Source organism: Herbidospora sp. NBRC 101105, from assembly GCF_030269205.1.
GTDB classification, from domain to species: Bacteria; Actinomycetota; Actinomycetes; order Streptosporangiales; family Streptosporangiaceae; genus Herbidospora; species Herbidospora solisilvae.
This window is the reverse complement of sequence record NZ_BSSX01000010.1, coordinates 386,753-404,669: the sequence shown is the minus strand read 5'-3', so window position 1 is coordinate 404,669 and position 17,917 is coordinate 386,753. Positions and strand designations below refer to the sequence as shown.

Sequence of the window (17,917 nt, the reverse complement as noted above, 5' to 3'; positions counted from 1 at the left end):
ACTCTCCAAAAGATGTCTTCAGAGAATTTTCCCGGCTGACATAATGTCAACCAAAGGAATCCGTCTAATAGACGGGGTTGTGCATCATGCACTGGCTTTTAGCACACTGTTGAGTTCTCAAGAAACGCACACGTCTGCCCACAGATACTTGCTGGGCGGTGTTTCAACTTTACCGCAGTTCCCGATCAGATCTGACCGGAGCGGACCGCGCCGTTTCTGGCGCAACCCTTCAAGCTTACTTCATCATCTCGCCGGTGTCCAATCGCCGTTTCCGGCGGGTTGTACTCGGTGGGATGTCCCTGGGTTCCGGCGCTGCCGTGTTCCCGGGGCGAAGAGAACATTAGGCAACCCGGCACCTCGCGTCAAATCAGCGCTCACGCGGCGTTTCCGCAGGTCAAGGCGGTCATTTAAGGCTCCTATGACCGTCGGGCGACACGACTGTTACCCGGGTCACATTTCAGGCGGCCCGCAGTTCGGCCGCTCGGGCCAGGTCGGCGGACGCGTCGCCGGCGGAGTCGGCCGCCTGGTAGGCCGCCGCGCGGACCTCGTACACCTCGGGGGAATGCGGCGACAGGGCGGCGGCGAGGAAGCAGTCGGCCAGGGCCGCGATCGGGTCGCCGAGCGCGAGGTTGGCGCGGGCGCGCAGCAGGTGGACCCGCACCGGTTCGCCGGGCCAGAGGAAGCCGGCGGCGACGACCTCGTCGCAGGCGGCCACCGCGCGGGCCGGTTCGCCCAGGATGAGCAGGCATTCGGCGCGGTCGATCCGGGCGTCGCCGTCGTAGGCCTCGGCCCGGGTGGAGACCTCGAAGTCGGCCAGCGCGTCGGCGGGACGGCCCAGTGCGAGGAAGACCCGGCCGCGCACGGCGTGCACGCCCGTGTACGACGGGTCGAGCAGCAGCGCGCGTTCGGTGTCGGCCCACGCGCCCTGGAGATCGCCGCCGAGGCAGCGGGGCATCGCGCGGGCGGTGTACCCGGCCGCCGTGAGACGTACGGCCAGCGACTCCGTGGCGGCGGCCTCGGCCTCGGCGTACTCGCCGAGGCGGCAGAGGAGGACCGCGCGGCGGCGGTGGGCGGCGGCCAGGTCCTCCTCGGAGAGGTCTCCCCTCACCGCCGCTTCCAGTTCCGCGAGGGCGGTGCGGTGGTCGCGGGCGGCTCCGTAGGCGATGCCGCGCCGCAGCCGCAGCGCCGGAGACGGGTCGCCGCCGGCGAGCAGGCGGTTGCACTCGACGAGCTCGGCCATCACCGGGCCGAGCTCCGTCGCATCACGGTCGAACATGCGCTCACCTATCGTCGCTGGTGGGGAGGGGTGCAGCAACGATAGGACGGAGCACGGAGAAGTTCTGTGTACGAATTCACACAGGACTAGGCGATCTCGACGCCCCCCAGCGTCTTCTTGCCGCGCCGCAGCACCAGGAAGCGGCCGTGCAGGAGGTCGTCGGCGGTCGGGACGTACTCCTCGTCGGTGACCTTGACGTTGTTGAGGTAGGCGCCGCCCTCCTTGATGGCGCGCCGGGCCTCCGACTTCGACTTGGCCAGGCCGCTCTCGGCCAGCAGGTCGACGTAGGTCGTACCGAGAGGGGCGGTGGCCTTGGGGACCTCGGCCAGTGCGGCGGCGAGCGTCGCGGCGTCGAGTTCCTGGATCGAGCCCTGCCCGAACAGCGCCTTGGACGCCTCGATGGCGCGGGTGACCTCGTCGGCCCCGTGGACCATCGTGGTCAGTTCCTCGGCCAGGGCACGCTGCGCCTCGCGGGCGAACGGGCGTTCGGCGACGGCCTGCTCCAGCTCCTCGATGCGTCCGCGCTCCAGGAAGGTGAAGACCTTGAGGAAGCGGATCACGTCGCGGTCGTCGGCGTTCAGCCAGTACTGGTAGAAGGCGTAGGGCGAGGTCAGGGCCGGGTCGAGCCAGACCGCGCCGCCGGCGGTCTTGCCGAACTTGGTGCCGTCGGCCTTGGTGATCAGCTTGCCGGTGTAGGCGTGGGTGTGCGCGCCCTCGACGCGCCGGATCAGGTCGGTGCCCGCGGTGATGTTGCCCCACTGGTCGCTGCCGCCCACCTGGAGGGTGCAGCCGTGGCGGCGGTAGAGCTCCAGGTAGTCGTTGGCCTGGAGGATCTGGTAGCTGAACTCGGTGTAACTGAGGCCCTCACCGGCGAGCCGCGCCGAGACCGACTCGCGGCCGAGCATGCGGTTGACCGGGAAGTGCTTGCCGACGTCGCGCAGGAACTGGATGGCCGACATCTCGGACGTCCAGTCGAGATTGGAGACCACCTGGGCGGCGTTGGCCCCTTCGAACGACAGGAACCGCTCCAGCTGGACGCGGATCCGGCTGACCCAGTCGGCGACGACGTCTTCGCTGTTCAGCGAGCGCTCGGTGCTGCGGCCCGACGGGTCGCCGATGAGACCGGTGGCGCCGCCGACCAGGCCGATCGGCTTGTGGCCGGCCCGCTGGAAGCGGGTCAGGATGAGCAGGGTGGCCAGGTTGCCGACGTGGAGCGACGGCGCGGTGGGGTCGAACCCCGAATAGACCGTGACCGGACCGTCGGCCAGCGCCTTGCGCAGCGCTTCGATGTCGGTGGTCTGCGCGGTCACATCGCGCCATTCGAGCTCATCGAGGATGTCGGTCACGATTCCTGGCTTTCGGTGAATATCCGGTACGGAGTCGCAAGAAACCCTATCGGCCGGGGCGGGGCCTCGTCGCCACGATAAGCCGTGCAGGTCAGCGTCTGGGTGTGTGGGCCCGGTAGGGCGAGACCGTGGGGTCGCCGTCGATCCAGAACCGCCACGGGACGTCGGCCCCGGTGGAGACGCCGGTGCGCGGGCCTTCCATCACCCTTTCCGGCGGAATACGCGAACCCTCATATACGCGAATGTTTCCGGAGACGGCGTCTTCGCCGTTGTGGTCCCGGCCGAACCCCATGGCCACCGCGAGCCGGGCCGGCCCCCGCGCCAGGTCCCGGAGCCTCGTGTTCTCGCCGCGCCGCTCCAGCGCGACGTCCACTCCCTCGACGATCTCCCCCGCCCGCATCAGCACCCCCGAGCCCGTGCCCGGCGGCAGGCAGGTGAGGTTGGCGCAGTAGTGCATCCCGTACGTGAAGTAGACGTAGAGATGCCCGGGAGGCCCGAACATGACCGCGTTGCGCGGGGTCATGCCCCGGTAGGTGTGGGAGGCGGGGTCCTGGCCGGGCAGTCCGTAGGCCTCGGTCTCGGTGAGGCGGACCGCGACCGGCCCATGGACGACCACCTTCCCCAGCAGGGAAGGGGCCACCTCATGGGCCGGCCGGTCGAAGAAGGACCGGTCGAGGCTCAGGCCCCAGTCGCCCATGCGGCCTGCGCGTCGACGAGTTCGCGGAGGTTGGCGAGCTGGTCGCGGACCCGGTCGGGCGCGGTGCCGCCGTGGGCCTTGCGCGCGGCGAGCGCGCCGGGGACGTTCAGCACGTCGCGGACGTCGGGCGTGAAGTGGGGCGAGACCTTCAGCAGCTCCTCGTCGGTGAGGTCGCCGAGGTCCTTGTCGTTGACCTGGCACCAGACGACGAGATGGCCGACGGCCTCGTGGGCGTCGCGGAAGGCCACGCCCTTGCGGACCAGCAGCTCGGCCAGGTCGGTCGCCAGGGCGAAGCCGTCGGGCGCGCTCGATTCGAGCCGCGAGGTGTTGACCCGCATCGTGGAGACCAGGCCCGCCATCGCGGGCAGCACCAGGTTGAGGGTGTCGACCGCGTCGAACACCGGCTCCTTGTCCTCCTGGAGATCCCGGTTGTAGGTGAGCGGCAGGCCCTTCAGCGTGGTCAGCATCGTCATCAGCGAGCCGATCAGCCGGCCCGACTTGCCGCGCGCCAGCTCGGCGACGTCGGGGTTCTTCTTCTGGGGCATGATCGACGAGCCGGTCGAGTAGGCGTCGTCCATCTCGATCCAGCGGAACTCCTGCGAGGCCCACAGGACGATCTCCTCGCCCAGCCGCGACAGGTGGATGCCGATCATCGCCGCGGCGAAGAGGAACTCGGCGGCGAAGTCGCGGTCGGCGACGGCGTCCATCGAGTTGGGGGCGGCCGAGTCGAAGCCGAGTTCGGCCGCGACGGCGACCGGGTCGAGCGGCAGCGAGGAGCCGGCCAGCGCGCCCGAGCCCAGCGGGGAGACGGCGGCGCGCTTGTCCCAGTCGCGCAGCCGGTCGATGTCGCGGGTCAGCGGGTGGACGTGGGCCAGCAGCTGGTGGCCGAAGGAGACCGGCTGGGCGTGCTGGAGGTGGGTCATGCCGGGGGCGGCCGTGTCGGCGTGCTCCTCGGCCTGGCTCATCAGCGCGGTCTCCAGCTCGACGACGCGCGACACGATCGTGCGCACGTGGTCGCGCAGGTAGAGCCGCAGGTCGGTGGCGATCTGGTCGTTGCGCGACCGGCCGGCGCGCAGCTTGCCGCCGAGGGTGCCGAGGCGTTCGAGCAGGCCGCGTTCGAGGGCCGTGTGGACGTCTTCGTCGGCGACCGTCGGCCGGAACTCGCCGGCCTTGCAGGCGGCCTCCAGGTCGTCGATCGCGGCCAGCATCCTGCCGAGTTCGTCGTTGGTGAGCAGACCGGCCCGGTTCAGCACGCGGGCGTGGGCGCGGGACGCCATCAGGTCATAGGGCACCAAGCGCCAGTCGAAGTGAACGCTCACCGACAGGCGGGTCAGCGCGTCGGCCGGCCCCCCTTCGAAACGGCCACCCCACAGCCGCATCGGCTTCCGTTCCGAGCTCACCGCAAACGCCCACCCTTCGAATACGTGCGTGTCCAATCGGCGACCTTAGCCGATGCAGATGGTCACTGGTCTTTGTTGCGGGCGGTCAGGCGCAAGAACGCCGCCGCCAGGGCGTCGCCGCCCAGGGGATCCCGGCTGATCACCAGGATCGTGTCGTCTCCGGCGACCGTGCCGAGGATGGAGTGCCATCCGGCGTGGTCGATCGCGGAGGCGAGGAACTGCGCCGCGCCGGGCGGCGTCCGCAGGATGACCAGGTTGGCCGACGCCTCGGCCGACACCAGGAGTTCCTCGGCGTGCCGGCGCAGCCGGACCTCGGGCTGTTCGGCGGGGGTGGCGGTCCGGTAGATCGGCACCCGCTCCCCGCCTTCGCCGGGCACCGCGTAGACGAGTGTGCCGTCGTCGGTGCGCAGTTTGAGGGCGCCCAGCTCGTCGAGGTCACGCGAGAGGGTCGCCTGGGTCACCTCGACCCCGCTCTCGGCCAGCAGGCGGGCCAGTTCGGGCTGCGACCGGACCTTGTTGCGGGTCAGCAGCTCGACGATCTTGGCGTGCCGGGCGGCCTTGGTGAGCGGAATCGTCATCGGGTTACCAGCCAGTGGAGCAGCGCTTTCTGCGCGTGAAGACGGTTCTCGGCCTCGTCCCAGACGGCGCTGCGGGGCCCGTCGATGACGTCGGCCGAGATTTCCAGGCCACGATACGCGGGCAGGCAGTGCAGCACGATCGCCTCGGGCGCGGCCAGGGCGAGCAGATCAGCGTTGAGCTGGTAGGGCGACAGAGCCGTGACGCGGGCGTCCTTGCCGTCCTGGCCCATGCTGATCCAGGTGTCGGTGGCCAGCACGTCGGCCGACGCGGCGGCGGCGCGCGGGTCGGCGAGGACCTCGACCGACCCTCCGGTCTCCGCGGCGATCCGCCCGGCCCGCTCGACGACCTCGGGCGCGGGGTCGTAGGCCGGCGGCGTCGCGATCCGCACGTGCATGCCGGCCGTGGCCCCGCCCAGCAGGTAGGAGTGGGCCATGTTGTTGGCGCCGTCGCCGAAGTAGGCGAGCGTGACCCCCCGCAGGCCGCCCCGGCGTTCCCGGACGGTCAGCAGGTCGGCGAGGATCTGGCAGGGGTGGAACTCGTCGGTCAGCGCGTTCACGACGGGCACCCGGCTGGCCGAGGCCATCGCCTCGACCCGCTCCTGGCCCGCGGTCCGCCACACGATCGCCGAGCACTGGCGGTCGAGCACCCGGGCGGTGTCCTCGATCGGTTCGCCGCGGCCCATCTGGGAGGTGCCGAGGTCCATGATCAGGGCGTTGCCGCCGAGTTCGGCGATGCCGACCGCGAAGGAGATGCGGGTGCGGGTGGACGGCTTGTCGAACAGGACCGCGACCGTCTGCGGCCCCTCGAAGGGCCGGTAGCCGTAGCGGTCCTTCTTCATGGCCTCGGCGAGGTCGAGGACGTCGGCCTGCTCGGCGGGCGACAGGTCGTCGTCGCGCAGGAAGTGTCTAGCCATCGGCGGCCTCATCCAGGATCGACGGGAACGCGGTCAGGAAGCTCCGCACCTGCGCCGAGGTGATCACCAGCGGCGGGGCGAGCCGGAGCGCGTCGGGTTGCACGGCGTTGACCAGGAAGCCGGCGCGCTGGGCGGCGGCTTGGACCTGGGCGGCCCGGTCTTCGGTGAGGACGGCGGCCAGCCACAGGCCCCGTCCCCTGACCCCCTTCAGCAGGGGGTGGGAGATCGCCTCGATGCCGTCGCGCAACTCGGCGGAGACGACCCGGACGTGGGCGAGGTCGACGTTGCCGAGCACGGCCAGCGCGGCGGCGCACGACACGGGGTTGCCGCCGAAGGTCGAGCCGTGGTCGCCCTTCTCGAAGATCGTGGCGGCCGGGCCGAAGCCGACGCAGGCGCCGATCGGCAGGCCGCCGCCCAGGCCCTTGGCCAGGGTGAGGACGTCGGGCAGGTAGCCGTCGGCCTGGTGGGCGAACCAGTGGCCGGTGCGGCCGATGGCCGACTGGATCTCGTCGGCGACCAGCAGCGCGCCGGCGGCCCTGGTGATCTCGCGGGCCCGGGCCATGTAGCCGTCGGGGGGCGGGACCACTCCGGCCTCGCCCTGGGTCGGCTCCAGGAACACCGCCGCGCAACCGCCGTCGACGGCGGCGGCCAGGGCGTCGGCGTCGCCGTACGGGACGAACCGGACGTCGAGCGGGAACGGGCCGAACTGGTCGCGGATCGACGGCTTGCCGGTCAGCGAGAGCGCGCCCAGCGTGCGGCCGTGGAAGCCCATCTCGGCGGCGACGAAGTAGGTGCGGCCGGTGGTCTTCCCGTACTTGATGGCCAGCTTGAGCGCGGCCTCGTTGGCCTCGGTGCCCGAGTTGGCCAGGAAGACCTTGCCGGGAGCCTGGAGCAGCTCCAGGAGCTTCTCGGCGAGTTCGACCTCGCGCTCGTGCAGGAGCAGGTTCGAGGTGTGGGCCAGGGTCGCGACCTGCTTCGACACCGCCTCGACGAGCGCCGGGTGGGCGTGGCCGAGCGAGCTGACGGCGATGCCGCCGAACATGTCGAGGTACTCGGTCCCGTCGGTCCCCCAGACCACCGAGCCCTCGCCACACGCCAGGGCGACCGGGGGCACGCCGTAGTTCGGCATGAACGCCGCCTCGAAGCGGTCGAAGAGGCTGGTCATGGGGTGTCTCCTTCGTCGGGCAGGACCATGGTGCCGATGCCCTCGTCGGTGAAGATCTCGCTCAGCAGGACGTGGGGCTGCCGGCCGTCGACCACGTGGGCCTGCGGCACTCCCCCCTGGACGGCGTGCAGGCAGGCCTCCATCTTGGGGACCATGCCGCTCGACAACGTGGGCAGCATGCGCGCCAGCTCGCCGGCGGTGATGCGGCGGATGACCTTGTCGCTGGCGGGCCAGTCGGCGTACAGGCCCTCGACGTCGGTGAGGACCACGAGCTTGGCCGCGCCGAGCGCGGTCGCGAGCGCGGCGGCCGCGGTGTCGGCATTTACATTGTAGATCTGCCCGTCGTGACCCCGGGCGATCGACGACACCACCGGCACCCGCCCGTCGGCCAGCAGGGCCCGCACCGCGCCCGGGTTGACCTCGACGATCTCGCCGACCTGGCCGATGTCGACCGGGATCCCGTCGACGACCGCGTGCTTGCGGGCGGCGGTGAACAGGTGGGCGTCCTCGCCCGACAGGCCGACCGCGAACGGGCCGTGCCGGTTGACCAGCCCGACGACGTCGCGGTTGACCTGGCCGACCAGCACCATCCGGACGACCTGCATGGCCTCGGGCGTGGTGACCCGGAGCCCGGCGGTGAAGTGGGAGGCGATGCCGTGGAGGTCGAGGGCGGCGTTGATCTGCGGCCCGCCGCCGTGCACGATCACCGGGCGCAGCCCCGCGTAGCGCAGGAACACGACGTCGTCGGCGAACTTCTCGCGCAGGTGCTCCTCGGTCATGGCGTTGCCGCCGTACTTGATCACGACGACCGCGCCCTGGAAGCGGGCCAGCCACGGCAGCGCCTCGATCAGCGCCTCGGACTTCTGCAACGGGGTCATGAGCTGTACGCCGAGTTCTCGTGCACGTACTCGGCCGTCAGGTCGGTCGTGTGGACGGTCGCCGAGTGGGGCCCGGCCGACAGGTCGGCGATGACGTGGATGTCGCGCGGGCGCAGGTCGACCTTGGAGCGGTCGTCGCCGGCCGCGCCGCCCCGGCAGATCCAGATGCCGTTGATCGCGACGTTGAGCCGGTCGGGCTCGAACTCCGCCTGGGTGGTGCCGATGGCCGACAGGACACGGCCCCAGTTGGGGTCTTCGCCGTGCATGGCGCACTTGAACAGGTTGCTGCGGGCGATCGCCCGGCCGACCTCGACCGCGTCGGCGACCGAGGCGGCCCCGACGACCTCGATCGCGATGGCCTTGGAGGCGCCCTCGGCGTCGACGAGGAGCTGGCGGGCCAGGTCGGCGCAGACCTCGGTGAGGCGCTTGGTGAACTCGGCCAGGTCGGGTTTGACGCCGGTGGCGCCGCTGGCCAGCAGCAGCACGGTGTCGTTGGTCGACATGCAGCCGTCGGAGTCGAGGCGGTCGAAGGTGACCTCGGTGGCGGCGCGCAGCGCGGTGTCGCACTCCTCGGAGGTCAGGTCGGCGTCGGTGGTCAGCACCGACAACATCGTGGCGAGGGCGGGCGCGAGCATGCCGGCGCCCTTGGCCATGCCGCCGACCATGTAGCCGTCGCCGCGCCGGAAGGAGATCTTGCTGACCGTGTCGGTGGTGCGGATCGCGTCGGCCGCGGCCACGCCGCCGTCGCGGGAGAGCTGCTTGGCCGCGTCGGCGACGCCGCCGAGCAGCGCGTCCATGGGGAGGCGCTCGCCGATGAGGCCGGTCGAGCAGACCACGATCTCGCCGGCCGAGTCGCCGATGACCTCGGCGACCTTCTCGGCGGTGGCGTGGGTGTCCTGGAACCCGGCGGGGCCGGTGCAGGCGTTGGCGCCGCCGGAGTTGAGCACCACGGCCTTGACCCGGCCGCCGCTGACGACCTGCTGCGACCAGATGACGGGGGCGGCCTTCACGCGGTTGCGGGTGAAGACGGCGGCCGCCGCGCGCGAGGGGCCGTCGTTGACGACGAGGGCGAGGTCACGGTGCTCGCCGGGCTTGATCCCGGCGTTGATCCCGGTGGCCCGGAAGCCCAGGGGGGCGGTCACGCTCATGGCGAGGTCTCCTCATCTCCAGAACCGGACATCACGGGCTCACCCCGGCGACGGGGAGGCCGAGCTCTTCGGGCAGGCCGAGCGCGAGGTTGGCGCTCTGGATCGCGCCGCCCGCGGTGCCCTTCGTGAGGTTGTCGATCGCCGCCAGCGCCACGATCCTGCCGGCCCGCCGGTCGAGCGTGACCTGGAGGGCGGCGGTGTTCGCGCCCAGGGTCATCGCGGTCGAGGGCCAGACGCCTTCGGGCAGCAGCGTCAGGAACGGCTCGTCCTTGACGGCCTCCTCGTAGGCCTCCCGCAGCGACTCGGGCGTGGTGCCCGGCGCGGCCGGGACGACGCAGGTCGCCAGGATTCCGCGCGGCATGGGCGCGAGGGTGGGCGTGAAGGAGACGGTCACCGGCTGCCCCGAGACGGCCGAGAGGTTCTGCTCGATCTCCGGCGTGTGCCGGTGGACGCCGCCGACGCCGTAGGCGCTGACCGCGCCCATGACCTCGCTGCCCAGCAGGTGGGCCTTGGGCGACTTCCCGGCGCCGGAGGTGCCGCTGGCGGCGACCACGACGACGTCGGGGCCGGCGAGCCCGGCCGCGAAGGCGGGGAACAGGGCCAGCGTGGCGGTGGTCGGATAGCAGCCGGGCACGGCCACCCGCCTGGTCTTGGCCAGCAGCTCGCGCTGCCCCGGCAGCTCGGGCAGGCCGTAGGGCCAGGTGCCCGCGTGGACGCCGCCGTAGAATTCCTCCCAGGCCGCGGGGTCGGTGAGCCGGAAGTCGGCGCCGCAGTCGACGATCAGGGTGTCGTCTCCGAGCTGGGCCGCGAGGGCGGCCGACTCGCCGTGGGGCAGGGCCAGGAAGACGACGTCGTGCCCGGCCAGGGTCTCGCGGGTGGTCTGCTCGATGACCCGCCCGGCCAGCGGCACGAGATGGGGCTGGTGGGCGCCCAGGCGGGTGCCCGCGCTGGAGGCCGCGGTGACCGCGCCGATCTCGATCTCCGGATGCCCGAGCAGCAGCCGGAGCAGCTCGCCCCCGGCGTATCCGCTGGCCCCGGCGATGGCCGCCTTCATCTCGCCCCCCGATGGTTTTGCATGTTCATGCAGTGGTTCACATTTTCTTGCTTGCTGAAGATTATGCATCGGCCGACATGATCATGCAAGCCGGGGTTCATTGTGCGAGATGACACCGAAGGCCGCCGAACGTTGTGAGGTGGTCACTTGGATCCGTACCTACCGGTCGGTATCGTGACGTCTCGTGACGATCTCGCATGACCAGGCGCAGGCGGCGCTCACCGCCCCGGGGCAGCTGTTCGAGATGACCGAGACGCCCGGCGGCGTCCGGGTCTGGAAACACGCGCCGGCGACGTTCCGGGCCATGCTGGAGACCACCGTCTTCCACGGCGACAAGACCTTCGTCGTGTACGAGGACGAGCGCCTCACCTACGCCGAGTTCTTCCGCGCCACCGCGACGCTCGCCCACGCGCTGCGCGACTCGGGGATCGCCAAGGGCGACCGGGTGGCCATCGCGATGCGCAACTACCCCGAGTGGATCGTCTCGTTCTCGGCCGTGCTGGCCATCGGGGCCATCGCGGTGCCGCTGAACGCGTGGTGGACGGCCGCCGAGCTGGAGTACGCCCTCGGCGACTCCGGCGCCCGGCTGGTCATCGCCGACGGCGAGCGCGCCGATCGGGTGGCCGGCGTCCCGCTGATCGTCACGCGGCGGGGCTCCTTCGAGGGCGGGCGCGACTGGGACGACGTGCTGGCCGACGAGAAGACCACCCTGCCCCCGGTCGAGCTCTCCCCCGACGACCCGGCGACCATCTTCTACACCTCCGGCACCACGGGCCGGTCGAAGGGCGCCCTCGGCAGCCACCGCAACCTCGGGCAGGCGCCGATGACGGTGGCGTACGCGATGATGCGCGGCGTCGCCATGGCGGGCAGGGACCCGGCCGAGAGCGCCGGCCAGCGCCGCATCACCCTGCTCACCGTGCCCCTGTTCCACGCGACCGGCTGTTTCGCGGTGCTGATGACCACGATGTTCACCGGCGGCGGGCTGGTGCTCATGTACAAGTGGGACCCGGGACGCGCCCTGGAGCTCATCGAGCGGGAGCGCGCGACGGTGATGAGCGGGGTGCCGACCAACGCGTGGCAGCTGCTCTCCCACCCCGCTCTCGACAAGCACGACATCTCGTCGCTGACGGCGATCTCCTACGGCGGCGCGCCCGCTCCCCCGAAGCTGCTGGAGCGCATCACCGCGCTGCTGCCCGACCGCACCCCGTCCAACGGCTACGGCATGACCGAGACGACCGCCCTGGCGATCTACAACAGCGGCCGCGAGTACGCGGCCCACCCCGACAGCATCGGCCGCCCGCTCGCGGTGATGGACGTGAAGATCTGCGACCCCGGCGGCCGGGAACTGCCCCGGGGCGAGGTCGGCGAGCTCTGCATGCGCGGGCCCGTGGTGATCATGGGCTACTGGAACCGCCCCGACGCGACCGCCGAGGCGATCGTGGACGGCTGGCTGCACACCGGCGACCTGGCGCGCGTCGACGAGGAGGGTTTGGTCTACATCGTCGACCGGGCCAAGGACATGGTGATCAGGGGCGGCGAGAACGTCTACTGCGCCGAGGTGGAGGCGGCCCTGTTCGAACATCCGGCGATCGACGACGCGGCCGTGATCGGCATCCCCGACGAGGAACTCGGCGAGCAGGTGGGCGCGGTGGTGCGCGTCACCAGCCCGGTGACGGCCGGCGACCTGCGGGCGTTCCTGCGGACACGGCTGGCCGAGTTCAAGATCCCGGTGCGGTTCTGGTTCCACGAGGAGGAGCTGCCGCGCAACCCGGGCGGGAAGATCCTCAAGACGGTGTTGCGCAGACAGGTTCTGCGCGACTGAATATCGAGTTGCGGATCACCCGCCGAATCGGCCAACCTGGCCGTTCGTGGCCAAAAGTTCCCTCGCTCTGCTGCGACGCCTGAAGATGGACGTCAGCCCGCTCCGCGCGTCCCGCGACTTCCGGCTGCTGCTGGGGTCGGCCGCGATCACCATGGTCGGGTCGTTCATCACCCTGGTCGCGGTGCCCTACCAGATGAAGGAGCTCACCGACTCCTACGTCGCGGTGGGCCTGGTGAGCGTGGCCGAGTTCGTCCCGATGGTCGTCTGCGGCCTGTGGGGCGGCGCCATCGCCGACTCGATGGACCGTCGCAAGATCATCATCACCACGGAGGTCGGCCTCTGCCTGACCGCCCTGATGCTGATGGTCAACGCCCTCCTCCCGAACCCCCAGGTCTGGGTCCTGTACGTCGTGGGCGCCCTCACCGCCGGTCTGTACAGCGTGCGGGGTCCCAGCGAGCAGGCCGTGATCAACCAGGTGCTCAGGCTCGACCAGATGGGCGCCGCGTTCGCCCTCCAGGGCCTGGTCAGAAGCGTCGGAGGGGTCGCCGGCCCGGCCCTCGGCGGCCTGATCGTCGTCTCGTTCGGCGTGGCGCCGTCGTACGGGATCAACGTGCTGACGTTCCTGATCTCGCTGGTGCTGCTGTTCCGGGTGGCCCCGATGGCCCGCCGCGCGGCCGTCACCCAGCCGGCCTCCCTGGCCTCGCTCGTCGAGGGGGTCAGGTACGCCGTCCGCCGCCCCGACCTGATGGGCACCTACGTGGTCGACATCGCGGCCATGTTCTTCGCCATGTCGAACGCGCTCTACCCGTTCATGGCCGAGCAGTTCGGCGGGGAGCACGAGCAGATCGCCCTCGGCCTGCTCTACGCCTCGGCGGGCATCGGCTCGGTCCTGGCCTCGGTGACCTCGGGGTGGACGGCCCACGTGCACCGGCACGGCCTGGCGGTCATCGTCGCGGCCCTGCTCTGGGGCGCGGCCGTCGCGGTGGCGTCGGTGATGCCGAACATCTGGCTGATGATCGTCTTCCTGACCCTGGCGGGCGGCGCCGACATGATCAGCGGCATCTTCCGCGGCACGATCTGGAACCAGACCATCCCCGACGAGTACCGGGGCCGCCTGGCCGGCATCGAACTGCTGTCGTACTCGACCGGCCCCATGCTGGGCAACGCCCGCGCGAGCGCCATGGCCGAACTCGGCGGCACCCGCTTCTCGTTGGGCGCGGGCGGATTGTTGTGCATGGGCGGCGTGCTCGCGATGGCCGCGATCCTGCCGAAGTTCCGCCGGTACGACGCCCGCACCGACGAACACGCCGAGGCGCAACGGGTGGCACGGGCGAACGCCTGACTCCTCGCCGGGACGTTCAGCGCGGCGCCGGTGCGGTAATTGCGCATTTTCTCGCCGAAGGTCGGCGTGCCCCCTTGGAGGTTGCCATTCGCCTGATTTGCCATGTCGAATCGCGGGCGCGAAGGGGAGACCTTCACCGGCGACACACCTGTCGACCAGCCGGTTTCCCGGGTGAGAGCGGGCACGCCGCCTCCCACATGCCCCGGAACACGCTGCTCGCCTATTTCGGCGGCCACGATTATCACGATTATCAGGTGAACGACGGCTTCCGGTCGTCCATTGCCTTTCTGAAATCAGGAGAGGCGGTCGCGCACTTCCTCCAGCGACGCCGCGAACCCCTCCTCGAACGCCCGCTCGTACCCCTCGTCGCCCAGCACCAGACGCGCGCGTTCGGCCGTCGCCACCCGGGGGGCCGCGAGTTCGTCCGACCCCATCGCCGTCAGGCCGAACGTCAACCACAGGCGTTCGGCCGCGCCGTGCATCCAGGCCGCCGAGCGGGCGTCGCCCAAAGCCATGGTGACCGTCGCGAGGTGGTCGGCGCCCATCGCGACGCCCAGCACGTCGTTCAGCCGCCACTTCACCGCCAGGGACTCGCGGCCGGCGCGGTCGGCGCCGTGGACCTCGTCGCGGGCCAGCATGAGCTGGGACCGGAACAGGTCGCCGAAGGCGCGCATCCAGATCTCGCCCCGGCTCCGCGACTTCGTGTGCATGTCCTGGAGCACGCCCCAGGCACGGGTCAGGTCGCCAAGGAAGATGAAGGCCATGGCCTGGCCGCCGTCCATCACCAGGTCGTCGATCGTGTCGATGGCGCCGGCCGCCGTCAGGTGGGTGCGGGCCTCGTGCATGAGCTCCTCGACCTTGTGCGGGGCGCCGCTGAACAGGCGCACGCCCCCGAGCCGGACCAGCGCGTGGCCCATCGCCTCCACGTCGCCGATGCGGCGGGCCTCGGCCAGCGACTGCTGGGAGCTGCGTTCGGCCAGGCCCATGTCGCCCTGGAACAGGGTGATCCAGCCGAGGACCCAGAGCGCCCGCGCGTAGGACGAACCTTCGCGGGGGCCGGCCGCCAGGGCGCGTTCGACGAAGTAGCGGCCCTCGCGCATCTGGCCGAGCGCGCCCCAGATGATCCAGCACGACGAGACCAGGTCGAGGCAGGCGGTGCCGCCGTGGCTGATCCCGTAGTCGAGGGCCAGCCGGATCTCGGCCAGGTCGGCCTCCGCCCAGTCGGCCCAGTCGAGCTGGTCGGGGCCGTACCACTCGCGGTCGAGGCGGGCGGCCATCGTCCGGTAGTGGGCCAGGTGGGCGGTGCGCATCACCCGTTCCTCGCCGAGTTCACGCAGCCACTCACGGCCGTATTCGCGGATGCCGTCGAGCAGCCGGTGCCGGTCGCCCGTCCGCACGACGATCGACTTGCGGACCAGCTCGGCCAGCACCCGCCCGACGTCGGGCAGCCGGTCGTCGGCGCAGACGGCCTGGGCGGTCCGCTCGTCGAACGATCCGGCGAACACCGACAGGCGGGCCCAGAGCAGCCGTTCCTGCGGGGTGCACAACTCGTGGCTCCAGCCGACGGCGGTGCGGAAGCTGCGGTGCCGGGCCGGGCCGCCCCGGTAACCGGCGGTCAGCAGGTCGAAGGGGTCGGTGAGCCGGTCGGCCAGTTCCTCGGCCGACAGGGCGTGCAGGTGACCGGCGGCCAGTTCGATGCCGAGGGGGATGCCGTCGAGGCGGCGGCACAGGCGGCCGACCGCCATGAGAGCGCCCTCACCCGCCTGCCAGCCGGGAATCCGGTCCGTCGCCCGCTCGACGAACAGGCGCACCGCGTCGTAGCCGAGCAGGTCGTCGGACTCGGGTTCGGGGCGCGCGAAAGGGGCGACTTCGAGGATCTTCTCCGACGGCACGTCCAGAGGAACCCTGCTGGTCGCCAGCACCCGCAGGCCCGGCGCGACGTCGATCAGGCCGTCGACGAGGGCGGCGCAGGCGCCGACGAGGTGTTCGCAGGTGTCCAGGACGAGCAGCAGCCGCTTCCCGGCCAGGTATTCGGCCAGCACCTGCTCGTAGGGCCTGGTCGACTGCTCGCGCAGGCCCAGCGCCCGGGCCACGACGCTGGCCAGCAGGTTGGCGTCCTGCTCGGGCGACAGTTCGGCGAACCAGGCCCCGTCGGGGTAGCCCTCGGCGCAGTCGGCGGCGGCGCGCAGCGCGAGGCGGGTCTTGCCGACGCCGGGCGGCCCGGTGACCGTCACCAGGCGCGATTCGGCCAGCAGGCCGGCGAGCCGGTCGAGTTCGTCCTTGCGCCCGATGAAGCTGCTGGTCTCAGCGGGCAGGTTGCCGGTCATCAGGCCTCCGTCGGCTCGTCGGCGGTCAGGGCCAGGTCGACGGCGTCGTCGAGGTCGAGGCCGGGCGCGGCGGCGACGGCCGGGGCGCGGTCTCTGACGCCGGCCAGCACGGGTGAGCGCAGCCCGTCCATCCCCGCCCACGCCCGGTCGGCGGAGGCCAGCAGCACGCCGTTCCCGGTCAGCACGCCGACCAGTTCCACTCCGGCCGCCGACGCCGGGACGTCGCCGAACTGGCGGGCCACCGTCAGGGCGTCACGGGCCGGCTCCAGGGCCGCCTGGACGTCGCCCCGGAGGAGGGCGGCCAGGGCGAGCAGGTGGTCGAGGTGGGAGCGGGTCCAGATCTCGCCGGTCGTCGCGCACAACTCGCGGCCCTCGCGCAGGACCGTCACCGCACGGGCCAGGTCGCCCATGCGCAGCAGGGTCGTGGCGATGATCGGGTAGCTGGGCAGGAAGCCCGGGAACAGGTCGGCGTCTCTGCGGTGGCCCTCGCGGGCGTCTCTGATCAGCCGCAGCGCCTCGGGGAACGCGCCCCGCTGGGCGGCCACCCACGCCGAGACCTGGGTCAGGCGGGGCGGGCCCTGGTTCGTACAGGCGTAGAGGGCCTCTTCGGCGGCGTCGGGCTCGCCGAGCGCGGCGTGCAGCCAGGCGGCGGTCCAGAGCGCCTTGTCCCGTTCGGGGCCGGGCGATCCGCCGGCCCGCCGGACGCGGGCGAGCTGCGCGGCGCCCTCCCGCTGGAGACCGCAGCAGGCCCAGAGGAACCACAGGGTGCCGGCGAGGTCCTGGGCGTCGTCGGCGCCCGACGGATCGGCCAGGCGGGAGTCGAGGGCCTTGATCAGGTTGCCGCGTTCCAGGCGCATGCGCCGGTACCAGCGCAGCTGGCCGCCCTGCCATTCGGCCTCGGCCCGCCGGGCGAGGCGGCGGAAGTGACGAAAGTGGCGGTGTTCGGTGGCCTCGCGCTCACCTGCCCGGACGAGCCACTCGGCGCCGAACGCGCGGACGGTCGCGGGCAGCCGGAACCGCACGCCCTCGCTGGTCTCCGACCGCATGACCAGCGACTTGTCGACCAGCGCCGCGACGGCGTGGGTCACGTCGCCGCCGCCGCAGACGGCCTGCGCGGCCTCCAGGTCGAAGCCGCCGTCGAACACCGAGAGGCGGGCCCAGACCAGCCGTTCGCCGGGGGTGCAGTGCTCGTGGCTCCAGCCGATCGCGGTCCGCATGGCGGCGTGCCGCGGCGGGCCGTCATGGTGGGGGTCCCAGAGCAGGTCGAGCAGCGGGCCCTCGGTCTCGCCGCGCTTCAGCGCCGCCGCCAGCAGTACCAGCGTCAGCGGCAGCCCGTCGGCCCGCCCGAGGATCTCGGCGGGCGCGGTCACGCCCAGCCGTCGGAGGAGTTCGGCGCGGTGCCCGGGGGCCAGTTCGCCGAGCGCGACCACCCGCTCCCCCGGCAGCGCCAGCGACTGGCGGCAGGTCGCCAGGACCGAGAGCCCCGGCCGCCGCTGCAGCATCACCCCGACGTACGGCACCAGCAGTTCCAGCGCCCGGTCGCACCCGTCGACGACGAGGAACTCCGCCCCCGAGGAACCGATCTCGGCCAGCGCCGCGGGCCCCGCGTCGGCGTCGACCACCCGTGCCCCGCGTCTGGCCGCCACGACCCGCGCGAGCGCGGTCTTCCCGGCACCGGGAGGCCCGGTCAGGGTGACCAGGCGGGTGTGCCGGAAGGCCTCCTCGATCCCGTCCGCGTCGGCGTCCCTGCCGACCAGCCCGTCTCCGGACACGACAATCACCTGCCTCCCCTTGGCCGGGCCATCGTAGGCCGGTGACGTTCCGCCTACTTAGCGCTCCCTGCCATCCGGGGAGCACACCTCTTCCACCCGGGAGTCCTTTTGTTCCTCCGGGTGGGAGTCGGCGCGGCGGGGAGAGCGGTCAGGCGGAGCCGTAACGGGAAAAGAGCCTTCGACCACGACGAGGGCGCC

Annotated in this window: 14 protein-coding genes; 2 read left to right on the top strand and 12 right to left on the bottom strand. The window is 71.7% G+C overall.

Features of this window, described 5'->3' with window-relative positions; genetic code table 11:
* Window positions 1–457 precede the first annotated feature (457 nt).
* The 10 genes from QSK34_RS36310 to argC all read right to left on the bottom strand — a co-directional run bounded on the left by QSK34_RS36310 (window position 458) and on the right by argC (window position 10,456).
* Window positions 458–1,276 (bottom strand): tetratricopeptide repeat protein, encoded by an 819-nt coding sequence (locus QSK34_RS36310; RefSeq protein WP_285591162.1) that lies wholly within the window; start codon window positions 1,274–1,276, stop codon window positions 458–460.
* Window positions 1,277–1,362: 86 nt separating this feature from the next.
* The gene (tyrS, locus tag QSK34_RS36305) at window positions 1,363–2,622 is read right to left on the bottom strand and encodes a tyrosine--tRNA ligase (RefSeq protein ID WP_161484237.1); all 1,260 of its coding nucleotides are present in this window, start codon (window positions 2,620–2,622) and stop codon (window positions 1,363–1,365) included.
* A 91-nt stretch (window positions 2,623–2,713) separates the two neighbouring features.
* Window positions 2,714–3,319 carry a DNA-3-methyladenine glycosylase gene (locus QSK34_RS36300; RefSeq protein ID WP_285591159.1) on the bottom strand — a complete coding sequence of 202 codons (606 nt, stop codon included), beginning with the start codon at window positions 3,317–3,319 and terminating at the stop codon, window positions 2,714–2,716.
* Complete coding sequence (argH, locus tag QSK34_RS36295; protein WP_502875565.1) at window positions 3,301–4,698, bottom strand: argininosuccinate lyase; 1,398 nt, start codon at window positions 4,696–4,698, stop codon at window positions 3,301–3,303. Before argH ends, QSK34_RS36300 begins: the two co-directional genes overlap by 19 nt.
* Window positions 4,699–4,781: 83 nt before the next feature.
* Window positions 4,782–5,297 (bottom strand): arginine repressor, encoded by a 516-nt coding sequence (locus QSK34_RS36290; protein WP_030456947.1) that lies wholly within the window; start codon window positions 5,295–5,297, stop codon window positions 4,782–4,784.
* Window positions 5,294–6,211: an ornithine carbamoyltransferase gene (gene argF, locus QSK34_RS36285; protein WP_285591153.1), complete on the bottom strand. Its 918-nt coding sequence runs from the start codon at window positions 6,209–6,211 to the stop codon at window positions 5,294–5,296. Before argF ends, QSK34_RS36290 begins: the two co-directional genes overlap by 4 nt.
* Window positions 6,204–7,376, bottom strand: coding sequence for an acetylornithine transaminase (locus QSK34_RS36280; RefSeq protein ID WP_285591151.1), 1,173 nt, complete (start codon window positions 7,374–7,376; stop codon window positions 6,204–6,206). Before QSK34_RS36280 ends, argF begins: the two co-directional genes overlap by 8 nt.
* Window positions 7,373–8,254 (bottom strand): acetylglutamate kinase, encoded by an 882-nt coding sequence (gene argB / locus QSK34_RS36275; RefSeq protein WP_062357333.1) that lies wholly within the window; start codon window positions 8,252–8,254, stop codon window positions 7,373–7,375. Before argB ends, QSK34_RS36280 begins: the two co-directional genes overlap by 4 nt.
* Entirely contained in the window at window positions 8,251–9,402 is a 1,152-nt protein-coding gene (argJ, locus tag QSK34_RS36270) for a bifunctional glutamate N-acetyltransferase/amino-acid acetyltransferase ArgJ (protein WP_161484241.1), read from the bottom strand. The genes argB and argJ overlap by 4 nt, the downstream gene beginning before the upstream one ends.
* A 31-nt stretch (window positions 9,403–9,433) precedes the next feature.
* Window positions 9,434–10,456: an N-acetyl-gamma-glutamyl-phosphate reductase gene (gene argC / locus QSK34_RS36265; RefSeq protein WP_285591148.1), complete on the bottom strand. Its 1,023-nt coding sequence runs from the start codon at window positions 10,454–10,456 to the stop codon at window positions 9,434–9,436.
* Window positions 10,457–10,640: 184 nt separating this feature from the next.
* Here argC and QSK34_RS36260 point away from each other — a divergent pair, with 184 nt between their 5' ends.
* A complete protein-coding gene (locus QSK34_RS36260) occupies window positions 10,641–12,278 on the top strand; it encodes a class I adenylate-forming enzyme family protein (protein ID WP_285591146.1) in 1,638 nt (545 codons plus the stop codon).
* A gap of 46 nt (window positions 12,279–12,324) precedes the next feature.
* A complete protein-coding gene (locus tag QSK34_RS36255; protein ID WP_285591143.1) occupies window positions 12,325–13,620 on the top strand; it encodes an MFS transporter in 1,296 nt (431 codons plus the stop codon).
* A 293-nt stretch (window positions 13,621–13,913) separates the two neighbouring features.
* Here the strand turns inward: QSK34_RS36255 and QSK34_RS36250 are convergent, their stop codons facing one another.
* Both QSK34_RS36250 and QSK34_RS36245 read right to left on the bottom strand, forming a co-directional pair.
* Complete coding sequence (locus QSK34_RS36250) at window positions 13,914–15,947, bottom strand: ATP-binding protein (protein WP_285591141.1); 2,034 nt, start codon at window positions 15,945–15,947, stop codon at window positions 13,914–13,916.
* A complete protein-coding gene (locus tag QSK34_RS36245; RefSeq protein WP_285591139.1) occupies window positions 15,947–17,728 on the bottom strand; it encodes an ATP-binding protein in 1,782 nt (593 codons plus the stop codon). Before QSK34_RS36245 ends, QSK34_RS36250 begins: the two co-directional genes overlap by 1 nt.
* Between the last annotated feature and the right edge of the window lie 189 nt (window positions 17,729–17,917).